We start from the raw sequence: 16,118 nt of genomic DNA on the forward strand, positions 1-16,118 counted from the left end.
AGGAAAGGATCATACCGGTGCGAGGAAGACCTGTCTGGATCGAACGTGTCGACCGCGCCGACCGAACTTGGTACCCGAACTCATAGGGATTATCGTCACTGTTCGGAGATTCTCGCCGTCCCGTCCGGCGAGACATCTATGGAGACGTACGATAACCCCTATCAGTACAGCGAGTCGGCAGTCGCCGCGCCGATGACACTGAATATCGCTCCGATACTGACTGCTTTGAGCGTCGCGTCGATCCGCGCCGGATGGACGGCGACGTCGAAGACGACCATCGACCCCGACGCAGCGGAATCGAGGAACGTCGCCGGAGCGTCGAACGCGAGCGAGAGGACGACGACGGAGAAGTACGCCACGGAGATGAGCGAGACGAACCGCAGGGGGACGCCCCCGACCTCCGTCTCCCTGTCGGGATCTCTGTCGTCGGCCTTATACAACGCGCCGTACCCGATGGTGAAGACGATGAAGACGGTGAAAAGCGCCTGTAGCGACGACATACTCTGCGCCAACACCCACACCTCCTCGGTGACCACGAACGGCCCGGCGAGCAGGAACCCCCCGACGATTTGCTGTGCAGTGTCCGACAGCGCGAACCGACGACGACGTCCGACCATACCTACTTTCGCCCCTCTCCCCGCATATACCCCGGCCTTACTGCAGACCGGGGTGCGAACACCACGCGAAACCCGACGCTTCTTGTTCGGGGCGGTCGACGCACCCGTATGAGCGTTCGAGCCGAATTCGATGCCTGGGCGGCCGAGGGCCGTGACCGGGGAATGGAGGAACGACACTGGCACACCGCGAAACACGCGCTCGCCCGGATGCCGATCGAGCCCGGCGACACCGTCCTCGACCTCGGTTGCGGGAGCGGCTACGGCGGTCGCGCACTCCGAGACACGCAGGATGCCGGCCGAGTGTACGGTCTCGATGGATCTCCCGAGATGGCGCACAACGCGCAGTCGTACACCGACGATCCGAACGTCGCCTACCTCGTCGGCGACTTCGACGAACTCCCCTTCGCGGACGACAGCGTCGACCACGTCTGGAGTATGGAGGCCTTCTACTACGCGTCGGACCCCGAGCACACGCTCGAAGAAGTCGCGCGGATCCTCCGGCCCGGCGGGACGTTCTACTGCGCCGTGAACTACTACGAGGAGAACGTCTACTCCCACGAGTGGCAAGAACGGATCGACATCGAGATGACGCGCTGGTCCGCCGACGAATATCGCAAAAAGTTCCGCGAAGCAGGTCTCCACGTCGCCGAACAGGACTCGATTCCGGACCGCGAGATCGAGATTCCGCCGGCCGAGGCGTTCCCCACCGACGACTGGGAGTCGCGAGAGGCGATGGTCGAACGCTACCGCACGCACGGCACACTTCTCACGGTCGGCGTCGCGCCGTAGCGAGTCCGGTGTCGCCGAACGCAGCGAGGGCCGCCGGACGTAGCGAATCCTATTCGCCGCGCTCGAGGTCGACCACGTGGGCCGCTGTCGCGTCGAACCCGATCCGAACCTCACCGGAGAGCGGATTCGTCGATCGAACTGTCAGTTCCCGGCCGTTCCACCGGAGATAGGTTCGCGTCGACTCGCCGAGGAACTCCGTGCCGGACACCGTCGCGTCGAGAACGTTCGTCTCGGTGCCTGTTCGCGACCTACTCGACTCTCCATCCATTAGCTCTGATCCACTCGGCTCGCTATCCCTCTCCTCTGAGCCACTCGCGAGCACCCGCATCTGCTCGGGCCGGACGCAGAACGCGACTCGGTCGTCCGTTTCGACTGCGTTCTCTGTTACAATCGTGACCGCTGCCCCGCCGACGTCGAGTTCGACGCGCTGGGGCCGATCGGCGGTCCTATCGCGTTCTCCCTGCCATTCAGACCCCTTCGTTTCAACTGGAGATTTGCCTTCTACAGCGACTGAATCCCGGCTTTCTTCGAACTCGTCAGCCGCCCGACTCGAAACGACGCGGCCCTCGAAGACGTTGTTGTCGCCGACGAACTCGGCGACGAAGCGGGTCTCCGGGCGTCGGTACACCGCCTGCGGCGTTCCCACTTGTTCGACTGCGCCGTCGTTCATAACGGCGACGCGGTCGGAGATGGCGAGCGCCTCCTCCTGATCGTGCGTGACGTAGAGCGTAGTAATCCCGAGCGTCGATTGGATCTCTTTGACCTGTAGCCGAAGTCGCTCGCGGAGTCGGGCGTCGAGCGCGCTCATCGGCTCGTCGAGCAACAGCAGATCCGGGCCGGGAGCCAGCGCCCGCGCGAGCGCGATGCGCTGTTGCTGCCCGCCGGAGAGCTCCGTCGGATTGCGGCCGCCCGCGTCGGGGAGATCGACCAACTCCAGCAACGACGCCACGCGGCCTTCTCGGCTCTCGCCTCCCGGCGGGTCCGAAAACCTGAGTCCGTAGGCGACGTTCTCCGCGACCGAGAGGTGCGGAAAGAGCGCGTAGTTCTGGAACACGACGCCGACGTCCCGTTCTTCGGGTGGCACGCCGCGCATCTCGCGGCCTCCGAACCGAATCGATCCCGTACTCGGCGTCTCGAAGCCGGCGACGAGGCGGAGCGTCGTCGTTTTCCCACAGCCGGAGGGACCGACGAGCGTGAAGAACTCGCCGTCCTCGACGTCGAGGTCGACGCCTGACCGCCCGCCACTCCCGTCTCTCCCTCCGAGCGCGACCGTCTCACCGTACTCCTTGCGCACGTTCTCCAGTGTCAGTTGCATCCTCAGAAGCCACCTCGGCCGCCGTAGCGACCGCCGAACCGTTCGATGATCACGAAACTCAGGCTCGTCACCGCGAGCAGGACACAGCCCATCGCGGTCGCCGGGCCGAGCCGCCGGCCCAGATACCGCTCGACGGCGACGGGCATCGTGTAACTGGTCGACCCCTCCGCGAGGACGACCGTCGAGTCGAACTCGCCGATGCTGATCGCGAAGGCGAACGCCGCGCCGGCGACGACGCCCGCGGCGACCAGCGGTAGTTCGATGTCGACGAGCGCGCGCACGCGGCTCGCCCCCAGACTCCGCGCGGACTCCACTAGTCGCGGATCGAGATTCCCGAGCAGCGGCGCGACGTTCCGCGTCACGAACGGGTACGCGCCGACCGCGTGCGCGGCGACTACCGCGAGCGCTCCGGTGACCTGAACGCGCGTCCCAAACACCTCGATCCCGAAGACGAGTCCGCGAAGCAAGCCGAGGCCGACGACGATCCCCGAAACCGCGAGCGGAGCCATCGACAGCGCGTCGACAATGGCCCGCCCGCGGAATTGCCGCGTCGTCAACACTGCCATCACGACTCCCATCGGGAGCGCGACGAGCAGCGTTCCGACGCCGAAAAGCAGCGAATTCTCGATCGCCGGCAGCGGCCGCACCTGATACGACGCGCCCGTCTGCTGACGTTCGAGGAGAAACAGGTAGTGATCGAGCGTCAGGCCGCCCTGTGGTCCGGTCAGGCTCGTGAGGACCATCGAGGCGATCGGCCCGACGAACACCGCGAGCACGACCAGGGCGTACGCGACGATCCCGATCCGGGTTCCCAGCGATCTGACGCTCGTCGACTCCGGCCACAGCGACCGTCGCGGTTGCGGCTGCGCGCCCTGTCCGGAGGCGCGCTGTCGTCCCTCGTAACGCAGGTACAGATACGTCAGCCCGAGCGAGATCGCCGTCTCGACGACTGCGAGCGCGGCCGCCTCGGCGTACGCGAGGTTCTGAATCCGCGAGTAGATGAACACCTCGACGGTCGCGAGCTGGAATCCGCCGAGCGCGAGCACGATCGGGAACGACGCGAACGTGAACACGAACGTCAGCGTCGCGCCGATCGCGATCGCCGGGAGCAACTGCGGGAGGACGACGTCACGAAACGCCCGCACCGGCGACGCTCCGAGGCTCCGCGCGGTCTCGACGGCCGACGCGTCGACGCTCTCCCAGGCCGCGGTCGTCACCCGCGCGACGAGCGGGGCGTTGTAGAAGGCGTGTGCGATCACGATTGCCTCGATGGTGAAAAGCAGGTCGACGGTCGGAAGGCCGAGCGCCCCCAACACTGCGTTGAGCGTGCCGTTCTGCCCGAACGTCGCGACGAAGCCGATCGCGACCATAATCGACGGCATCACGAACGGGAGGATCGTCAGCGAGCGCAGCGTCTCGCGACCGGGGAACTCGAACCGCGCGAGGAGCCACGCCCCCGGCAGGCCGAGCAGGACGGACGCGATCGTCGACAGCAGCGCCTGGTAGGCCGTGAATCCGAAGATGTCGACGAGATAGAACCGCGAGGTGAGCACCGACACGAGCGGGGCGATCGTCACCTGCCCGTCGACGACGACGGCGTCGACGAACACCGTCGCGACCGGATAGTAGAAGACGACGACGAGGACGAGCGCGGTCGCTGCCGTCCCGAGGGTGAGCGCGTGCGCTTCGAGTCGCGAGAAGGCGGTCCGAAGCACAGCGTTCACCGTCTCCACTCTGTCGGCGTCGCCCTCACTTGCTGGCGAACTGCCGTTCCCACGCCTGCGTCCACTCACTCACGTTGTCTCGAAGGGCGTCGTACGTGAAAGTGACTGCTTCCGGCGGGGCCTGGGCGTACTCAGAGAACGACGCGGGGAGTTCCGCGGTCGTCGTCGCCGGGAACGCGACGTTCCGCTGGGCGATCTCGCCCTGCACGTCGGGCCGCAGCATAAAGTCGAGGAACGACCGCGCCAGCTCGGGAGTGTCCGTCCCCTCGAACAGCGCCATCCCCTCGGGATAGGCGTAGCCCTGGTCGTTCAGGAATCGGATCTGATGCTTCGCGAGGTCCTCGCCGGACCGCTGAGCGTACACCTGATCCGTCGAGTAGGAGACGACCATCGGCGCTTCCTCGTTCGAGTAGGCCGTGTACGACGACGACCAGTCCGAGAGGATCCGGACGCCGTTGTCCTGGAGTTGCTTCCAGTAGTCGAGGTAGCCGTCTGCCCCCTTCGCTTTGATCGTGTGCAAGAGGAACGACTTGCCCGTCGCACTCGCCGTCGGATTCTGGGCGAGGAGGTCGCCCTCGTAGGCCGGATCGAGGAGTTCGTCGAACGTCTCCGGCGCGCTGTAGGCCCCGTTGTCGCCCAGCGTCTCGTTGTAGACGATACTGACGTAGCTCGTGTCGTAGGGGATCGTGCGGCCCTTCGGATCGAACGACAGGGACTCTTTGACGTCGCCGCCTCGTGAGAGCCCGTTGACGGGCGTGAACAGTCCCTCGTCGAGCTGTTCGTCGATCCGGATGAGCATATCCACGTTGAGCCCGACGTAGACGTCGGCGTCGATGTCGACGCCCCGGAGTGCGCGCTCGATGAAGTAGTTGATCTCGCTGTCGGGCGTCGCATACCGGAGCGTCGCGTCGAACTCGGACTCGAACGTCTCTTTGATCGACGCGCCGGGGCTCGACGACGGTGCGTCGACGAACGGCCCGTACGTCGCGACGACGAGTTCGGGGACCTCGCCGCCTGCAGTTCCGGTCGCCGTCCCCGTCGACGTCTCGCTCGTGTCCTCGGTCGTGCCCTCAGTCGTCGTCTCCGTCGTGCCGCCGTCACCACCGGCGCAACCGGCCAGTCCGGCGATTCCGCCCGCACCAGCCGCCCGCAGGAACGCTCTCCGTTTCATTACTTGGTGATCACACCCGGTGATATTTAACCGTGGTGAAGCGGTCCCGATCGCTGCCGACCACGCCTGCCCGGAGCAACGCTCTTGTCACTTCGCCGTGAGACGCAGGCGTGTCACGACAGCGACGGTACACGCTCGGTGCGCTCTTCGTCCTCGCAGGCGCGGTCGCGGCCGTCCTCCTCGCGTCGGTGCTGAGCACTGTCTTTTTCGCGGTCACCGTCGCGTATCTGCTCTGGCCGGTCCGCCGCGAACTCGTCGCCCGCGGCCAGTCACGGCGCGTCGCGAGCGGCGGTGCGACCGCCGGTGCGTTCGTGATGACGCTCCTCGTGTTCGTCCCGCTCGCGGTCGTCGCGTACCTTCGGTTCGACTCGTTCGTGGACCTGATCGGCCTCCTTCCGGCCCAAATCGACGTCTCACTGCTCGGGTTCGAGTACGTGGTCACGCTAGAATCGGTCGCGACGCTCGTCGTCGGACTCGTCGAGCGCGCGGCGCGGCGCGCAGCCACGGCCGCGCCGGTTCTCTTGGTGAAAGTAACCCTGTTCGTGTTCCTGATCTACTCGCTGCTCTTTTACGGCGAAGACGCCCAGCGCGCGGCGCTCGCGCTCGTTCCGGCCGACTACCGCGACGCCGCGCGGTCGCTGAACCGCCGCGCGCGTGAGACGCTGTTCGCTATCTACGTGTTGCAGGCGGCGACCGCGATCGCGACGTTCGCCCTCGCGATCCCGGTGTTCTTCGCGCTCGGCTACGAGTCGGTCGTGACACTGTCGACCGTCGCTGCGGTCCTCCAGTTCGTTCCCATAATCGGCCCGAGCGTGCTTCTCGCGGGACTCGCGGCGTACCACGCCGCGCTCGGGGAACTCCTCCAGGCGGCGCTCGTCTTCTTCGTCGGCGGGTTCGTGATCGCGTGGCTCCCCGACGTCCTCGTCCGCCCGCGACTCGCCCGCGAGACGGCCGACATTCCGGGGAGTCTCTACTTCGTCGGGTTCTTCGGCGGCGTGCTCACCATCGGTCCGATCGGCGTCGTCGCCGGCCCCCTCGCCGTCGGCCTGTTCGTCGAGTCGGCGGCGCTGCTCTCGACGGAACTGAACTCGGTCGACGACGCCGACCACGGCACTCCGGAGTCGACAGCCAACCACGCCGATTCGGAGTCGACTGCTAACCGCGACCACGCGGCGTCGACCACCGACCACGACGACGCAGAGACCTCCTCCGATGTGGATCAACAGAAACCAGACGACGAATAGGAGCCGAATCACTGCCGCTCGCGACTACTCGTAGTCGCTTCCGATGACTTCCCGGATGCGTTCGGCGGTCACCTCGCCGATCCCGCTAACCTCGGTGAGGTCGTCCTTGCGGGCCGTCATCACCGCCTCGACCGTTCCGAACTCTTTCAACAGCGACTGCGCGGTCACAGGGCCGATGTCCGCGATCGAGGAGACGACGTACTCCTGCTGCTCGGCCAGCGTCTTCGCGCTCTTCTCGCCGTGGACGCTCACCGTTCGCTCGCGTTCGGTCTGCTCGCGCTCGGCGATCGTGAGCAGCAGTTCGGCGGTGTCGTCCTCGTCGCGCGTCTGGAGCACGCTCACGTCGAAGTCGACCGCCAGCGAGGCGAGCGCACCCCGGATCGCGCCCGGATGGACGTTCCGCTCTTCGTAGAGACCTTCGCCTTCGATGATCAACACCGGGCGGGCGTACGCGCGGGCGAGGTCGCCGATCTGCTCGAACAGCGAGCGGTCGCCGCCCAAGAGCGTATCGAGAAAGTCCGCGACGGACTTGCGCTCGACGGCGACCCGGTCCGAGAGCACGTAGTCGCCGACGGCCAGCGTCTCCAGTCGCGTGCGGACGCCATCGCGCTTCGAGAGGTCCTTCGCGATCGCGGCGTCGAGTTCCCGCTGGTCGACGACGATTTCGGTCTCCTCGTCGTCGCCGTCGGCAGTCGCGACGACGCCCGAATCGGCCGCCGCGTCACCGTCTTCGGCGTCGCCGTCCGCCCCGCTGCTCTCCTCGTCGACGTCGTCGTCCGCCTCGCTGCTCTCCTCGTCGACGTCGTCGTCCGCCTCGCTGCTCTCCTCGTCGACGTCGTCGTCCGCCTCGCTGCTCTCGTCTCCGGACTCGTCGTCCTGCGCCCGTTCGATCTCTTCGTCCGTCGGCCCGAAGTCGGTGAGACCGGCCTGTCCGTTCGACTGCGCGACCGACCCGGTGCTCGCTCCCGTGCCGCCCGTCGACTGCCCACCGCTTCCCGTGTCGTCTGCCTGGGCGTCGTCCGCCTGGGTGTCGCCGGAGCGTTCCGTGTCGGTCATCTCACCTGTGCTCCCACCGTCCCCTTCGCTGTCGTAGGCTTCGAGGTCTTGTTGCGGAGCGGTGAGTTCGGACTCGATGTCGCCGGCGAAGCCCTTCAGTTCGCGGAGCTCCGATTCCATCTCCTTCTCGCGGCGCCGCGAGATCCAGAAGTAGGCCTCGTCGCGCGTGTCCTCGGCGAGGAGCACGACGACGCGGCCCTCTGCCTGCCGTCCGGTCCGCCCCTTCCGCTGGATGGACCGGATCGCCGTCGGCACCGGCTCGAAGAAGAGCACCAGATCCACCTCGGGGACGTCCAGTCCCTCCTCGGCGACGGAGGTCGAAACGAGGACCTCGAACTCCCCGTTCCGGAACGCGTCGAGCGTCTCCTGTTGCTCTTTCTGGGTCATTCCCTCGGAACTCTCCTTGTCGCCCTGGCCGACGAACCGGCGCACGTCGAACGACGCCGAGAGGAACTCCGTCAGCGCTTCGGCGGTGTCGCGCGACTCGGTGAAGACGATGACGCGCTCGCCCTCCTCGATGCCGAGCGTCTGCGCCAGCAGGATCCGTGCCCGCGAGAACTTCGGGTGCGTGCCGTCGAACGACTCCGCGAGCCGCATCGCCTCGCGCACTTTCGGCTCGGCGACGAGCCGCTGGCTCGCCTTCGACGCCCCTGAAGAGCGCGCGGCGTTGCGCTGGCGTTCGAAGTATCTGCGAACGGATTCGACCGACTGGGTCTCGACGAGTTCGACCGCCCGCCGGAGCTTCATCACCTCCGCGTGCGTCGACATCCCCTTGTAGCCCTCCGATTTGTCGGCGTTCATCAACTCCTGCAGTTTCCCGCGCATCCGGTTCAGTTGCTTCTGGGAGACGTCGGGCTGGGTGGTGTTCGTCACGCCCAGTGACTTCAGTTTCTGAAGTCGGTCTTTGATCACCTCGTTCAGCGCGTCCCGAATCTGCAGGATCTCCTCGGGGAGTTCGATTCGCTCCCACTCGACCGACGTATCGTGGGTGTACTCGTCGACGTCGGCGTCGTCTTCGGTCATCACCTCGACTTCGCTGAGCCCGAGATTCTGACACACCTCCAGGATGGCCTCCTTGTCGCCGCCCGGGGAGGCGCTCATCCCCGTCACGAGCGGGTTCTCTGCGTCCTCGTGGTATCGCTCGGCGATGTAGACGTACGCGTAGTCGCCGCTCGCGCGGTGACACTCGTCGAACGTGAGGTGAGAGACGGTCGACAAGGAGATGCGACTCCCGACCAGGTCGTTCTCGACGACCTGCGGGGTCGCGACGACGATCCGCGCGTCCTCCCAGCGCTCGGCTCTGTCTTCCGGTCGGATCTCACCGGTGAAGACGACGATCTCCTCGTCGGGAATCTCTAGCGCCTCGCGATAAAACTCCGCGTGCTGCTGGACCAGCGGCTTCGTCGGCGCGAGAAATAGCGCCTTACCGCCGATGTCGTCGAGCCGATCGGCCGTCACGAGCAGGCTCACGGTCGTCTTTCCTAACCCGGTCGGAAGACAGACGAGCGTGTGCGACTCGCGTGCGGCGCTCGCGAGGCGCATCTGATAGAGCCGCCGCTCGATGAAGTCAGGACTCAGGAGGGGATGGTCCACGTACGCGGGGTCGTCGGTGGCCGCCATCACGCTCGATTGGGCGTCGTCGCTGTTAAGGGTTCGCCGACGACGGTGAAAGTGAAACAAGGCGCGTACGGTCCCCTGACGGGGACGCAGGCGAAACAGGAACTGCGTCCGACCGCGAGCGTTCCTGACTGCCGAACGTGACTCCGTGATCGTCGTCGACAGTCCGGGTTCCGATCTCCCTCACGCAGTCGCGCCGACAGTTTTATCGGTTCCGTTCGGGATCCGCGCCGAACTCCGACCCGAGCGCATCCAGTGCCTCCACGCCGTAGGCCTCCGAGCCTGCGCTCGCGTCTTCGAGGTCCTCGACGGAGTCCGGCAGCGACGCGCCGATCAGCTCTGCCCACTCCGAGAGGTTCTGACTGTGACTTCGGTGGCTCATACTTTTGCCTCGGTCGTAAAACTCTCTACCGACGTATATAATGATTGTGCTGGATCTCTGCGGATGACAGCCGCCCCGAAAATATCCGTCTCTGCGACGGCGACACGGCCGTCGACGGGACCTGCCGAATCGACGGGCGCGGCGTTAGACGACCTGTTCGCCGTCGTCGTACAGTTCGATCGCGTCTACGGGACACGCCCGCGCGGCGAACTCCGCGTCGAGTTCGGCGCCGTCGGGAACCTCTAGCTCGAAAATGTCCTCTTCGACCTCGGTCGCTCCGTCGAGGTCGGCCTTCCCCGCGTCGAGATTCTTCTCGAAGGCGTCCCACTCGTCGACACACTGGAACATCCCGATGCAGGTCTCACGATCGTAGCGGATCTTCATACCCGCCGTTCGGTGACCGGCAACATATCGTTGGCGACGTTGGTGCGGTCGCGACGGGACCCTACGATGACTACCCGCCACGCACGCCGCGTCTCCGACGGTTTAAACGGGAGGACGGCGTAGCCTGGCCCAATGCAACCGGAGGAGGTGCCCGAACTGCCCGAGGAGGTCGCGGCCCACCTGCGCGAGGAGGGAATCGAGGAACTCTACCCTCCGCAGCGCGCGGCCGTCGAGGCGGGCGTCACCCGCGGCGACAGCCTCGTCGCCTCGGTCCCGACCGCCTCGGGGAAGACGCTCGTCGCCGAACTCGCGATGCTGTCCAGCGTCGCGCGCGGCGTCTCCAGGTCACGCTCGGATGGCTCGGAAGCACCGCCCAGCGGTTCGTCCGGCGGCAAGGCGCTGTATATCGTTCCGCTCCGAGCGCTCGCCTCCGAAAAGAAGGCCGAGTTCGAGCGCTGGGAGGAGTACGGGTTCGACGTCGGCGTCTCGACGGGCAACTACGAGTCCGACGGCGAGTGGCTCGCGTCCCAGGATATCGTCGTCGCGACCTCCGAGAAGGTCGACTCGCTCGTCCGAAACGGCGCGGCGTGGATCGACGACTTGACCTGTGTCGTCGCGGACGAGGTCCACCTCGTCGACGACGCGCACCGCGGCCCGACGCTGGAAGTCACGCTCGGGAAGTTGCGGACGCTCAACCCCGGACTGCAGGTCGTCGCGCTCTCGGCGACGGTCGGGAACGCGGACGTCGTCGCCGAGTGGCTCGACGCCGAACTCGTCGAGTCCACCTGGCGACCCATCGACCTGCGGATGGGCGTCCACTACGGAAACGCGGTCACGTTCGACGACGGCAGCCAGCGCGAGGTCCCGGTCGAATCCGGCGGCCGCCCGACAGCAGCGCTCGTCGCAGACGCGCTCGCCGGCGACGACGACGGCGATCAGGGCTCCTCGCTCGTGTTCGTGAACTCCCGGCGCAACGCCGAGGCGTCCGCAAAGCGCCTCCGCGACGTCACCGCCGACCACCTCGCTGACGACGAGCGCGGCCGACTCGCCGAACTGGCTGCCGAGATCAGAGACGTCTCGGACGCCGAGACGAGCGATACGCTGGCCGACTGCGTCGCGAAGGGCGCGGCGTTCCACCACGCCGGCCTCGCGCCCGAGCACCGCTCGCTCGTCGAGGAGGCGTTCCGCGACCGACTCGTCAAGTGCGTGTCGGCGACGCCGACGCTCGCCGCGGGCGTCAACACGCCGAGCCGCCGGGTGATCGTCCGCGACTGGCGGCGCTACGACGGCGAGTACGGCGGGATGAAGCCGCTCGACGTGCTCGAAGTCCACCAGATGATGGGCCGCGCCGGCCGGCCCGGTCTCGATCCCTACGGCGAGGCCGTACTACTCGCGAAGAACTCCGAGACGCGCGATGAACTGTTCGAGCGGTACATCTGGGCCGACCCCGAGCCCGTTCGCTCGAAACTGGCCGCCGAACCGGCGCTCCGGACGCACGTCCTCGCCACTGTCGCCTCCGGGTTCGCGCACACGCGAGAGGAACTCCTCGACTTTCTGGATCGGACGCTGTACGCGACCCAGGCGGACGACTCCGGCCGCTTGGAGACCGTCACCGACGACGTGCTCGCGTACCTCGAACGCAACGACTTCATCGAGCGCGAGGACGGATCGCTCACGGCTACGAGCGTCGGACACACCGTCTCCAGACTCTACCTCGATCCGATGACCGCCGCCGAGATCATCGACGGCCTGGAGTGGGGCGAAAAGCACCGTGAGGAGATGGTTCGCGCGCTCGCCGGCGACGCCGCGGACGCGACTCCTGCCCGCGACGCCGCCGACGGGACGCAGACGGGCTCCGACCCCGAGTCCGCCGGCTTCCAGCGGGCCAGCGAGTTGCAGTCGGGATCGTCGTCAGACGACTCCGACGGCGCGGCGGATGCGTCCACCGCCGACGCCGACGAGGCCGAGACGGGCGCCGACGGGGACGCTACGGCGTCGTCGGAGCAACCCACCTATCCGACCGCGCTCGGGCTCTTTCACCTCGTCTCGCGAACGCCGGATATGTATCAACTCTACCTCAAGTCCGGCGACCGCGAGACGTTCACCGAGGTCTGTTACGGACGCGAACCGGAACTGCTCGGCCGCACCCCCTCGGAGTACGAGGACGTCCGCTTCGAGGAGTGGCTCTCGGCGCTGAAGACGGCGACGCTGCTGGAAGACTGGGCGAACGAAGTCGACGAGGACCGGATCACGGAGCGCTACGGCGTCGGCCCGGGTGACATCCGCGGGAAGGTCGAAACTGCCGAGTGGCTGCTCGGCGCGGCCGAACAGCTCGCGGGCGAACTCGAACTCCCCGCCGTGCCCGTCCGCGAGGCGAAAAAGCGCGTCGAGTACGGCGTCCGCGACGAACTGCTGGATCTCGCCGGCATCCGAAACGTCGGCCGCAAACGCGCGCGACGCCTCTACGAGGCCGGCATCGAAACGCGCGCGGACCTTCGTGAGGCCGACAAATCGACCGTCCTCCGCGCGCTGCGCGGGCGACGCAAGACCGCCGAGCGGATCTTAGAGAACGTCGGTCGCAAGGACCCCTCGATGGAGGACGTCGCGAGCGGAGACTCGGGAAGCGAGTCGACTGGGGAACCACCGGATCGCACGGGGTCCGCACCTACGAACCGACCACAGAGCGAAAGCAGCGACGCCGACCCCGAAGAGCAGGCCAGCCTGGGTGATTTCGGATGATGCTCCTCGAAGGAACGGTCGAGGTGGACGACGTCGACACGTTCGTCGCCGAGATCGGTGAGATTTCTGCGGAGACGGGCGCGACGATCCAGGCGTTCGACGCGCGGTACGTCGTGAGCGAGCGGCACCTCGAACGCGCCGTCGAGTTGGCCGACCGTGCCATCGAGCGCGGCGAGAACGTCGCTCGCGACCGCGCCGTCGAGATTCTCCTGTACGCGGCCGGTCGCCGCCAGATCACCGAGGCGCTCGAACTCGGCGTCTCACCGGGCGAAAACCGCGTCGTCGTCCTCGTCGACGGCGGCGACGAAACCGACGCGGCAGCGACTGTTCGCTCTCGCGTCCTCGACGCGGGAACGCCGACGCTCGGCGACTACGACTCCGGACGCGTGTGCGAGTATTTCGACGTCAGCGACGCCGAACTCGACGTCGTCGACGGCGACCTCGAACTCCTGGTGCTCGAACGCGTCGCGCTGCTGGTCGTCGAGAAGTAAGTCGGGCTTTCGCAGGCGCGGCGACCCACGATCGACGTGAACCGTTCGCAACCCCTCCATTTCGGGTGGAAAAGTTTTCCGTAGCCTTCGGAACTGTTCGGCATTCGTTCCCGCGAGACGATCGAGGTCCCCGACGACTACGATTCGTCGTCGCAGAGTCCTATCGCGGTGAGCGATAGCGGATTCGGAGGCTGACTCGGGACGTGTCCCAGACCCGCCGCTCGGGATCGTAACGCCGTGAGAAGTTCGAGTAGTCCCACCAGGATTCGAACCTGGGTCGAAGCCCCCAGAAGGCTTCAGGATTGGCCACTACCCCATGGGACTGCATCGACGCCGACGCCGACCGTCGACTGTGTGCCCGTTTGTTGCCCGTGGCTCCATATGAGTGTTGCGAAGTCAGTCCTCAGATCCGGCGGCGTCCCAGCTGCCGCTCATCGCCTGACGGGTCAGCGCCGGCGCGCCGCGCAGAGCGACGACAACCGTCGCGAGCACGAACGCACTGATCCCGGCGAGACCGACGGGACTCGCCACCAGTTCGCTCCGGATCGGATCCGACGCCGTCGTGTAGGCGAGCAGGGCGCCGGCCGAGGCGTTGAACACGCCGTGGAAGAACGCGGCGGCGAGAACCGAACGGGCCCGGACGACGAGGTAGGTGTAGAGCGGCGAGAACGCCACCGTCGCGGCGGTCATCGCGACGACGCCGACGAGCGGAAACGACGGATAGTTGTAGCCGTCGAGGATGACCGGTGCGTGCCAGACGCCCCAGCACACGCCGATCACGCCGCTCGCGCGCCAGAATCCCAGCGGGGCGAGTTCCCACAGCAGGTAGCCTCGCCAGCCCAGTTCTTCGCCGAGCGCGAAGACGGCGTTGACTGTCACACCCAGTCCGAGTGTCAGGGCTGCGAGCGCGAGCAGTCCCAGCGGTCCGGCGGGGAGTGCAATTCCGGGTACCGGGTTCGCGTTCGGATTGAAGTCGATCCCGGGGACGGCGAGCGCGAGCGCGAGAGCCACGCCCACGAGGGCGAGGACCGAGAGGGCAGCGAGCACGTGCCAGCGGAGTCGACCCACGCGGACGCCGACTTCCCGGACTGAGACGCCGGTCGTGAACAACGTCGCCGCGGCGGCGACAGCGGGAGTGAACATATACAGCGGTGCGAGCGCGACGAGCCGGACGTTCGCGACCTGCGCTGCGACGACGACGGCGAGCGCGAGGCCGACGAGCACGCCGAAAAATCTGGCGAGCCGCGCGGTGTCGATTTCCGCCGTGTCGGGCTCGTGTTCGGCCTCTGGAACACTGGTCGACTCTGGAGTCGTATCTGGAGTGGAGGGCATTACCTTACATTGTAGGTAGCTTACACGAATAGATTGTGTGTTAGGGCGTGTGTATCCCGTCGCTCGCTGTCGACTTTTGTATAATTTCATTTACATTAGATGCTGATGATATGTGCTGTGAACAGAGAGAATTGACGAATAAGCAGGGTCCGCGGTTGTCGTAGATTTATAGCTACACCCTCCAACTGTGACTATATAATACAGTTTTCATTACATTTTTAATTCAAGGTTTTATTGAACCAACTGGTAATGTCAGATGAAACACCTGGAGAGGATGAACAGTACTGTCGGGAGTGCGGTGAGATTATCCTAACGAAGGCCGAGATCTGTCCGGAATGCGGTGTTCGACAGGCGCAGACGCAGACACAGGGCCAACAGCGTCAACAGCAAGTACCACATAATCAAACAGCCCAACCCACGGCGAACTCGGGGAACGCTGCTGCCACTCAGAGCTATGGCATACTCTTCGCTATCATCGACTCTTGGAAGTATCAGAGACCCCTTCGTCATCTACTGAACATTGTGATGGCACTCAGTACCGTGGGCGTCTATCTTATCATCCTCTTAGTCGAGGGGCTGATTCACTATCGCAACCTCAACAGCGGTTCCAGTCAGCCATATGATGAGAGTAAAAGCAAAGTCTGGACCACCTTCACCCACGTCCAGTAACCACTGATTGATAATTTAAATATAAATGTCTACGCAAAACGTCTCCGACGAAGAAGATCTAGTCCACTGTTATGAGTGTGGTGCAGAAATACGGCGCAGTGCGGAGATCTGCAAAGAGTGCGGTGTGAGGCAACAAAGTGCACCACCATCCTCTTCGGGACACACCGTCGATGACCCGACTTCCACAGAACCCGAAGAAACTCAGAGTACAGACTTTCTCGCGGAATACAGCATTCTTCAGTGGATCGTCGCCGCCATTGTCGGCCTAGTGACTTTCCCTGTCGGGTTGCTCGTCCCTGCCTATCTGTTTTATAAGGCATCTAACGGATCTGGAAAAGAGCAGAGCGGGCTAGAATCGTGGACCGCTATTCTCTTCGGGATACTCGGGATCATCGGCGTCGAGATCGGTGGTAAAACTGCAGCCAAAGTCCTCTGGGGCCTCTTCAGTCTCCTGATTGCCGTGTCTGTGGCGATTATCGTCGCTGGATAGTATCCGCTACTTCCTCACTTTTCGACAACCGACTGGCTGATGATGCCGCTATCGTGCACAATCCACCACCTATTTATCTCATTCTTGGCCACGTTCGT

The 16,118-nt window shown here is 65.4% G+C and carries 14 protein-coding genes and 1 tRNA gene; 6 read left to right on the top strand and 9 right to left on the bottom strand.

Annotated features, from left to right (window positions below):
* Window positions 1-161 precede the first annotated feature (161 nt).
* Entirely contained in the window at window positions 162-617 is a 456-nt protein-coding gene (locus NO347_RS04485) for a DUF2391 family protein (protein ID WP_256288464.1), read from the bottom strand.
* A 108-nt stretch (window positions 618-725) separates the two neighbouring features.
* Between NO347_RS04485 and NO347_RS04490 the strand changes: the two genes are divergently transcribed.
* Window positions 726-1,406: a class I SAM-dependent methyltransferase gene (locus tag NO347_RS04490; protein WP_256288465.1), complete on the top strand. Its 681-nt coding sequence runs from the start codon at window positions 726-728 to the stop codon at window positions 1,404-1,406.
* 49 nt (window positions 1,407-1,455) lie between these two features.
* Here the strand turns inward: NO347_RS04490 and NO347_RS04495 are convergent, their stop codons facing one another.
* Genes NO347_RS04495 through NO347_RS04505 form a run of 3 tightly spaced genes read right to left on the bottom strand, consistent with a single transcriptional unit; the run spans window position 1,456 to window position 5,616 of the window.
* A complete protein-coding gene (locus tag NO347_RS04495) occupies window positions 1,456-2,721 on the bottom strand; it encodes an ABC transporter ATP-binding protein (protein WP_256288466.1) in 1,266 nt (421 codons plus the stop codon).
* Between the two features lie 2 nt (window positions 2,722-2,723).
* Window positions 2,724-4,436: an ABC transporter permease gene (locus NO347_RS04500; RefSeq protein WP_256288896.1), complete on the bottom strand. Its 1,713-nt coding sequence runs from the start codon at window positions 4,434-4,436 to the stop codon at window positions 2,724-2,726.
* A 34-nt stretch (window positions 4,437-4,470) separates the two neighbouring features.
* Window positions 4,471-5,616 (bottom strand): thiamine ABC transporter substrate-binding protein, encoded by a 1,146-nt coding sequence (locus tag NO347_RS04505; protein ID WP_256288467.1) that lies wholly within the window; start codon window positions 5,614-5,616, stop codon window positions 4,471-4,473.
* Window positions 5,617-5,726: 110 nt separating this feature from the next.
* Between NO347_RS04505 and NO347_RS04510 the strand changes: the two genes are divergently transcribed.
* Window positions 5,727-6,860 (top strand): AI-2E family transporter, encoded by a 1,134-nt coding sequence (locus NO347_RS04510; RefSeq protein WP_256288468.1) that lies wholly within the window; start codon window positions 5,727-5,729, stop codon window positions 6,858-6,860.
* 24 nt (window positions 6,861-6,884) lie between these two features.
* Here NO347_RS04510 and NO347_RS04515 read toward each other — a convergent pair whose 3' ends face one another.
* The 3 genes from NO347_RS04515 to NO347_RS04525 form a co-directional block, all read right to left on the bottom strand.
* The gene (locus NO347_RS04515) at window positions 6,885-9,536 is read right to left on the bottom strand and encodes a DEAD/DEAH box helicase (RefSeq protein WP_256288469.1); all 2,652 of its coding nucleotides are present in this window, start codon (window positions 9,534-9,536) and stop codon (window positions 6,885-6,887) included.
* A 202-nt stretch (window positions 9,537-9,738) separates the two neighbouring features.
* Window positions 9,739-9,915 carry a hypothetical protein gene (locus NO347_RS04520; protein ID WP_256288470.1) on the bottom strand — a complete coding sequence of 59 codons (177 nt, stop codon included), beginning with the start codon at window positions 9,913-9,915 and terminating at the stop codon, window positions 9,739-9,741.
* A gap of 144 nt (window positions 9,916-10,059) precedes the next feature.
* Window positions 10,060-10,299, bottom strand: a complete 240-nt coding sequence (locus tag NO347_RS04525) for a ferredoxin (protein ID WP_256288471.1) — start codon at window positions 10,297-10,299, stop codon at window positions 10,060-10,062.
* A gap of 132 nt (window positions 10,300-10,431) precedes the next feature.
* Here NO347_RS04525 and NO347_RS04530 point away from each other — a divergent pair, with 132 nt between their 5' ends.
* Together NO347_RS04530 and cgi121 are read left to right on the top strand one after the other, a co-directional pair.
* Entirely contained in the window at window positions 10,432-13,038 is a 2,607-nt protein-coding gene (locus tag NO347_RS04530; RefSeq protein WP_256288472.1) for an ATP-dependent DNA helicase, read from the top strand.
* Window positions 13,035-13,529 carry a KEOPS complex subunit Cgi121 gene (gene cgi121, locus NO347_RS04535; protein WP_256288473.1) on the top strand — a complete coding sequence of 165 codons (495 nt, stop codon included), beginning with the start codon at window positions 13,035-13,037 and terminating at the stop codon, window positions 13,527-13,529. Before NO347_RS04530 ends, cgi121 begins: the two co-directional genes overlap by 4 nt.
* Before the next feature lie 251 nt (window positions 13,530-13,780).
* Here the strand turns inward: cgi121 and NO347_RS04540 are convergent.
* Together NO347_RS04540 and NO347_RS04545 are read right to left on the bottom strand one after the other, a co-directional pair.
* Window positions 13,781-13,853: transfer RNA gene (locus NO347_RS04540), tRNA-Gln, on the bottom strand.
* A 72-nt stretch (window positions 13,854-13,925) separates the two neighbouring features.
* Entirely contained in the window at window positions 13,926-14,861 is a 936-nt protein-coding gene (locus NO347_RS04545) for a CPBP family intramembrane glutamic endopeptidase (RefSeq protein WP_256288474.1), read from the bottom strand.
* A 249-nt stretch (window positions 14,862-15,110) separates the two neighbouring features.
* Between NO347_RS04545 and NO347_RS04550 the strand changes: the two genes are divergently transcribed.
* On the top strand, window positions 15,111-15,530 hold the full coding sequence (locus NO347_RS04550; protein WP_256288475.1) for a hypothetical protein: 420 nt from the start codon (window positions 15,111-15,113) through the stop codon (window positions 15,528-15,530).
* A 25-nt stretch (window positions 15,531-15,555) separates the two neighbouring features.
* Window positions 15,556-16,020 carry a hypothetical protein gene (locus tag NO347_RS04555; protein ID WP_256288476.1) on the top strand — a complete coding sequence of 155 codons (465 nt, stop codon included), beginning with the start codon at window positions 15,556-15,558 and terminating at the stop codon, window positions 16,018-16,020.
* Window positions 16,021-16,118: the final 98 nt, after the last annotated feature.

Origin of the sequence: Halobellus inordinatus (assembly GCF_024464655.1) — an archaeon.
Lineage (GTDB): Archaea > Halobacteriota > Halobacteria > Halobacteriales > Haloferacaceae > Haloquadratum > Haloquadratum inordinatus.

Excerpts from the sequence above, each read along its gene's own strand:
- NO347_RS04505 (WP_256288467.1), bottom strand. The coding sequence starts at position 5,616 with ATGAAACGGAGAGCGTTCCTGCGGGCGGCTGGTGCGGGCGGAATCGCC.
- NO347_RS04525 (WP_256288471.1), bottom strand. The coding sequence starts at position 10,299 with ATGAAGATCCGCTACGATCGTGAGACCTGCATCGGGATGTTCCAGTGT.
- NO347_RS04550 (WP_256288475.1), top strand. The coding sequence starts at position 15,111 with ATGTCAGATGAAACACCTGGAGAGGATGAACAGTACTGTCGGGAGTGC.
- NO347_RS04545 (WP_256288474.1), bottom strand. The coding sequence starts at position 14,861 with ATGCCCTCCACTCCAGATACGACTCCAGAGTCGACCAGTGTTCCAGAG.
- NO347_RS04495 (WP_256288466.1), bottom strand. The coding sequence starts at position 2,721 with ATGCAACTGACACTGGAGAACGTGCGCAAGGAGTACGGTGAGACGGTC.
- NO347_RS04530 (WP_256288472.1), top strand. The coding sequence starts at position 10,432 with ATGCAACCGGAGGAGGTGCCCGAACTGCCCGAGGAGGTCGCGGCCCAC.
- NO347_RS04520 (WP_256288470.1), bottom strand. The coding sequence starts at position 9,915 with ATGAGCCACCGAAGTCACAGTCAGAACCTCTCGGAGTGGGCAGAGCTG.
- NO347_RS04490 (WP_256288465.1), top strand. The coding sequence starts at position 726 with ATGAGCGTTCGAGCCGAATTCGATGCCTGGGCGGCCGAGGGCCGTGAC.
- cgi121 (WP_256288473.1), top strand. The coding sequence starts at position 13,035 with ATGATGCTCCTCGAAGGAACGGTCGAGGTGGACGACGTCGACACGTTC.
- NO347_RS04555 (WP_256288476.1), top strand. The coding sequence starts at position 15,556 with ATGTCTACGCAAAACGTCTCCGACGAAGAAGATCTAGTCCACTGTTAT.
- NO347_RS04515 (WP_256288469.1), bottom strand. The coding sequence starts at position 9,536 with ATGGCGGCCACCGACGACCCCGCGTACGTGGACCATCCCCTCCTGAGT.
- NO347_RS04485 (WP_256288464.1), bottom strand. The coding sequence starts at position 617 with ATGGTCGGACGTCGTCGTCGGTTCGCGCTGTCGGACACTGCACAGCAA.